At 37.3% G+C, this 4999-nt stretch carries 5 protein-coding genes; 1 reads left to right on the top strand and 4 read right to left on the bottom strand.

The window, feature by feature from the left end; all coding sequences use genetic code 11:
• Positions 1-300: 300 nt before the first annotated feature.
• Positions 301-957 carry a phosphatase PAP2 family protein gene (locus QME45_14465; protein MDI6619832.1) on the top strand — a complete coding sequence of 219 codons (657 nt, stop codon included), beginning with the start codon at positions 301-303 and terminating at the stop codon, positions 955-957.
• A 31-nt stretch (positions 958-988) separates the two neighbouring features.
• Here the strand turns inward: QME45_14465 and QME45_14460 are convergent, their stop codons facing one another.
• From QME45_14460 to purR, 4 genes are all read right to left on the bottom strand, one after another.
• A complete protein-coding gene (locus QME45_14460; GenBank protein ID MDI6619831.1) occupies positions 989-1939 on the bottom strand; it encodes a ribose-phosphate pyrophosphokinase in 951 nt (316 codons plus the stop codon).
• A gap of 11 nt (positions 1940-1950) precedes the next feature.
• Positions 1951-3333, bottom strand: a complete 1383-nt coding sequence (glmU, locus tag QME45_14455; GenBank protein ID MDI6619830.1) for a bifunctional UDP-N-acetylglucosamine diphosphorylase/glucosamine-1-phosphate N-acetyltransferase GlmU — start codon at positions 3331-3333, stop codon at positions 1951-1953.
• Between the two features lie 274 nt (positions 3334-3607).
• Positions 3608-3880, bottom strand: a complete 273-nt coding sequence (spoVG, locus tag QME45_14450; protein MDI6619829.1) for a septation regulator SpoVG — start codon at positions 3878-3880, stop codon at positions 3608-3610.
• 119 nt (positions 3881-3999) lie between these two features.
• On the bottom strand, positions 4000-4818 hold the full coding sequence (gene purR / locus QME45_14445; protein ID MDI6619828.1) for a pur operon repressor: 819 nt from the start codon (positions 4816-4818) through the stop codon (positions 4000-4002).
• Positions 4819-4999: the final 181 nt, after the last annotated feature.

Below are 4999 nucleotides of genomic sequence, written 5' to 3'. Positions count from 1 at the left end.
CAAAACTCTCATAATGCTCATTCGTCGTTCAAAATAACATAATCCTATTTATGCCTGATTTCATATTATGAATTGGAGATTCTTCAAAAATTCTAATACACCTATTGAAAAAGTATTAATTTTTTCTTAAAGTATACACATTAGCCTTATAATATAATAAAATGATAATAACGATAAGTTAATCCATTCTTAACAATTGATTGCTATATATCAAGATTCAGCGAGGAACTTTTAATATCCTCCGGAATTTCTTAAGAAAAGGGTTGGCTGGCATATGCACGAAAGCGAGGGATTTTTTTAATGAAAGAGGAGAATAGTTTTATATATAAATATAAGCATTTTCTACTGCTTAATATTTTTATCTTGCTTCAGATATATTTTAATTACTGCGAAGCAACAGTTAAACCTATATATTTTATGCATTCAAAGCTTGATTCACATATACCGTTTGTGAAGGAATTTGTGATACCGTATCTGTCGTGGTATATACTGATGATTGGCGCATTCATTTACCTCGGTTTTGAATCCAAGAAGGATTTTTACAGGCTTCTCTGGCTGCTATCCTCAGGAATGTTTATATCATGCACCATATATTTGATATTTCCCAACGCTCAGAATCTTCGCCCCAAGATAGTAGGCAAGGATTTGTTTTCTTATATGATAGCATATATATATTCGGTGGATACACCAACTAATGTATGTCCAAGCATACATGTTTATAATTCTATTTCGGTTTATATAGCGCTTGTTAACTGCGAAAAGCTGCAGGATAAGTATTCTTTGAAATTACTTTTACTTTTATGGGTGCTATCCATCTGCGCATCTACAGTTCTTATAAAACAGCACTCTATTCTTGATGTGATATGGGGTACGGTACTGGCGCTTGTATTATACGGAGCAATATATAAAATACCGGGTAGAAAAGCCATGCAGGCAAGGGAAATGCGCACAGCGTGAAAATAATAGCAGGCTTGTAATAAGCCTGCTATTATTCGTCAAAGAGTTTGCTTACAGATAAATCTTCATATATCCTTTTTATCGCTTCGGCAAATACCGGTGCAACCGAGAGTATCTTTAATTTTTTGAACTTTTTATTTTCAGGAAGTGCTATCGTATTAAGGGCTACAAGCTCGGTTATTACTGAATCTTTAAGCCTTTGCACGGCAGGTCCCGAAAGAACAGGATGGGTACAGCATGCCAAAACTTCCTTTGCACCTGCCTCCATTAATGCTTTTGCACCTAAGGCCATAGTACCGCCGGTATCTATCATATCATCTACAAGTATTGCTGTTTTACCTTCGACATTGCCGATTATGTTCATTACCTCCGCAACATTTGCCTTAGGCCTTCTCTTATCTATTATTGCGATGGGAGCATGCAGCTTGTCGGCGAATTTTCTTGCCCTTGTAACGCTTCCAAGGTCAGGGGATATAACCACCACATCCTGCAATCCCTTAGATAAATAATATTTCGCAAGTATGGGTACTCCCAGCAGATGATCAACAGGTATATTGAAATAGCCCTGAATTTGTGCCGCATGCAAATCCATTGTAAGTACTCTGTCTGCGCCTGCAGCCGCTATCAAATCTGCTACGAGCTTTGCTGTTATAGGATCCCTTGCTTTTGCTTTCCTGTCCTGCCTTGCATATCCATAATAAGGAATAACAGCCGTTATCCTGCCGGCAGATGCTCTTTTAAAGGCATCTATCATTATGAGAAGCTCCATCAGGTTATCATTTACAGGATGATTTGTAGATTGTATGACAAACACATCTGCGCCCCTTACAGTTTCATTTATATCGACAGATATTTCTCCATCGCTAAACCTCCCGACTTTTGAATCACCTATCCCGACTCCTAAAAGGTCTGCAATCTCAAAAGCAAGAGCAGGGTTTGAGTTTGCAGTAAATATCTTTATATTCTTACCATGGGTTATCATTTAAATTCCTCCTATTTTTTTCTTCTTTCAAGGTTCTTTTTTTTGACCCATCCTTCTTTGACGGTTTGTCTCTCCCTCGCTATTGCAAGAGAACCCTCAGGTACTTCATCTGTGATTGTTGAGCCTGCCGCAATATAGGAATCATCATTTACTTTAACAGGTGCAATTAGATTTGTATTGCATCCTATAAATGCATTATCCCCGATTATCGTCTTATTCTTTTTCTTTCCATCGTAATTTACCGTTATGGTGCCGCATCCGAAATTCACATTCTCGCCGACTTCAGAATCACCTATATATGTCAGATGTGAAACCTTGGTATAACTGCCTACAGAGGACTTCTTAACCTCAACAAAATCTCCTATTTTCACATTTTCACCGATTACACTTTCGGGCCTTATATATGCAAAGGGTCCCACATGGGTATTCGATTTTACTTCGCTTTGAAGTACGACAGAATGGTTTATTTCAACTCCATCTCTTATAATGCTGTCCACTATTCTTGCACCAGGACCTATTATGCAATCCTCGCCTATCTTCGTATGCCCTTCAATCACCGTTCCCGGATATATTATCGTATCCATGCCTACGGAAACATCAGCATCGATATAGACAGCTCCAGGGTCTATTATCGTAACGCCATCTGCCATAAGCTTTCTAACTGTAGCAGCCCTAATCATTCCAGCAACGTCGGCAAGTTGTATCCTGGAATTTATACCCACAACTTCATCGCTGTCCTTAACTAAAAAGGCCCCTACCTTAAGTCCCTTTCTTTTTATTATCCCAAGCGTATCGGTCAAATAATATTCACCCTGCGAATTATCATTATGCAACTGCTTCAAAGCATCAATCAGTTCTTCGGTATCAAAACAGTATATACCGGAATTTATCTCTTTGATTTCTCTTTCTTTCTCTGTAGCATCTTTATCCTCTATAATTCTCTGGATATTTCCGGATGTGTCTCTTACAATCCTTCCATATCCGGCAGGATCTTTGAAATTAGCGGTAAGCACGGTACTTGAAAAATTATTTTCATTATGAAATGCCACCAAATCTTTTATCGTATCCTTGCTTATAAGAGGGGTATCTCCATATAGTACCAGCGTTGTCCCTTTTTTCCCCTCAAGGAACTGCTCACAGCACATAACCGCATGACCCGTGCCTGCTTGCTTTTCCTGCAGCACAAACGTCACATCACCCTTTATGCATCCCTTGACTTCCTCTGCCCTATGCCCGACTACAACGGCAACATCATCAATCATGGCACCTTTCACGGAATTTACAACATACTGCACCATAGGTTTGCCGCATATTTTATGCGATACTTTCGAATGCTTTGACTTCATCCTTTTTCCTTCACCTGCGGCAAGTATTATTGCACTACACTTTTTCAAAAAAAAACACCTCTTTAAAAATCCCTATAAAATTTAGTACTCTCAGGAAGTTTTCTTTGATTACCTTTAATAATTATATTGTATAGAATATAACAATTCAACTTTTTTTGCATAATTTGTTGCATTTATTTTCTCCAAAACGACGCGATAAACATATCGAAGGCGTATACGGATCATTTGAAGAACATTATGGGAAGAGCAATTAGCGGAGAGGCTTTAGATGCTGCTTGAAAGGTTAAATAAGCTAAATATAAAAAGGAGTCATCAGACTCCTTCAAGCACCTTTTTCTTCACTCATTGCTTTTTCATATTCTTTTAATATAGCATCCTGTATTTTTTCTCTTGTAGACGTATTGATGGGATGAGCAATGTCTTTAAATTCACCATCTGGTGTCTTACGGCTTGGCATAGCAATAAACAAACCATTCTGGCCATCTATTACCTTGATATCATGGACGACAAACTCATTATCCAATGTTACAGACACTATGGCTTTCATCTTACCTTCTGTAGTTATCTTTCTAATTCTTACATCAGTAATTTGCATACTCTCACCACCTTCCCAGTTGCTCTTTAATATAATTCTCTAAAAAAATAAATTTTCCTGCAAGAATGCTATATTTTTTATTAAAAACTTGTGTATTTTTCAGAATTTAATCATAAATACTAAATAAACAACCTTGACGGATTGATAGATATTGTTCCATTTTCTTCATCAACGCTGTCCAATGTCAAAAGTGAAATACAATTTTGGACTAATTTCTTCTCTGGCTCCTTCGTTTCAATAAGCACCCCTATGCCGACGACTTCATTCTCGAACTCGTTCATAAGCTCTATTATCCCGCTTGCAGTCCCGCCAGCTTTCATAAAATCATCTATAAATATACTTTTTGTCCCTTTCATTATTGCCCTTCTTGATAGAGACATAGTCTGTATCCTCTTAGACGAGCCTGAAACATAATTTATGCTTACGGTTGAACCTTCGGTCACCTTGCTATCCCTTCTTACTATTACAAGAGGTATATTGAGGGCTCTCGCAGCCATCAGCGCAATCGGTATCCCTTTGGTTTCAATAGTTAAAACATAATCGGCACCGGCATCCATAAACTTTGTCGATAGAATCTCTCCTATTTTGGATGCATATTCGGGTAAATATATAATATCGGTCATATAAATAAAACCACCTGGTATTATCCTGTCAGGTGACATAAGCTTGGTACATATATCCTTTATAAATATTTTTGCCTGCTTATCATCGACCTCCGGTATGAATTTAGCCCCGCCTGCCGCACCGGGTATTGTTTCGACAACCCCAAACGAAAACCTTTCCATTATCTTTTTAACTATCACCATATCCTCGCTCAAGGTTGACTTTGCAGCATTAAACATATCTGTAAAATAACCAAGAGTAAATATTCTATTTGGATTGTCGGAAAGTATCTTTACTATAGCTCCTATTCTTTCATTTCTACGGAATTTATCCATAAAATCACCCCTAACATTCATACGAACATTAAACAACATATTTTAATTTATTATTCATATTTTACATTAACATCGGAAACAATTCAATAATTTTCATCAGGATATCTTCAATTTGCAATATGAAACCAGGCATAAATGTGATTATGTTATTTTGAGCAACGAATGAGCATTATGAAAGTTT

The sequence above is a fragment of the Clostridiales bacterium genome (genome assembly GCA_030016385.1).
Taxonomy (GTDB): Bacteria; Bacillota; Clostridia; order Clostridiales; family Oxobacteraceae; genus JASEJN01.
This window is presented reverse-complemented; position numbering and strand designations above follow the sequence as displayed.

Coding starts and splice junctions, on each gene's coding strand:
- purR (MDI6619828.1), bottom strand. CDS start 4,818: ATGGATAAATTCCGTAGAAATGAAAGAATAGGAGCTATAGTAAAGATA.
- QME45_14460 (MDI6619831.1), bottom strand. CDS start 1,939: ATGATAACCCATGGTAAGAATATAAAGATATTTACTGCAAACTCAAAC.
- spoVG (MDI6619829.1), bottom strand. CDS start 3,880: ATGCAAATTACTGATGTAAGAATTAGAAAGATAACTACAGAAGGTAAG.
- QME45_14465 (MDI6619832.1), top strand. CDS start 301: ATGAAAGAGGAGAATAGTTTTATATATAAATATAAGCATTTTCTACTG.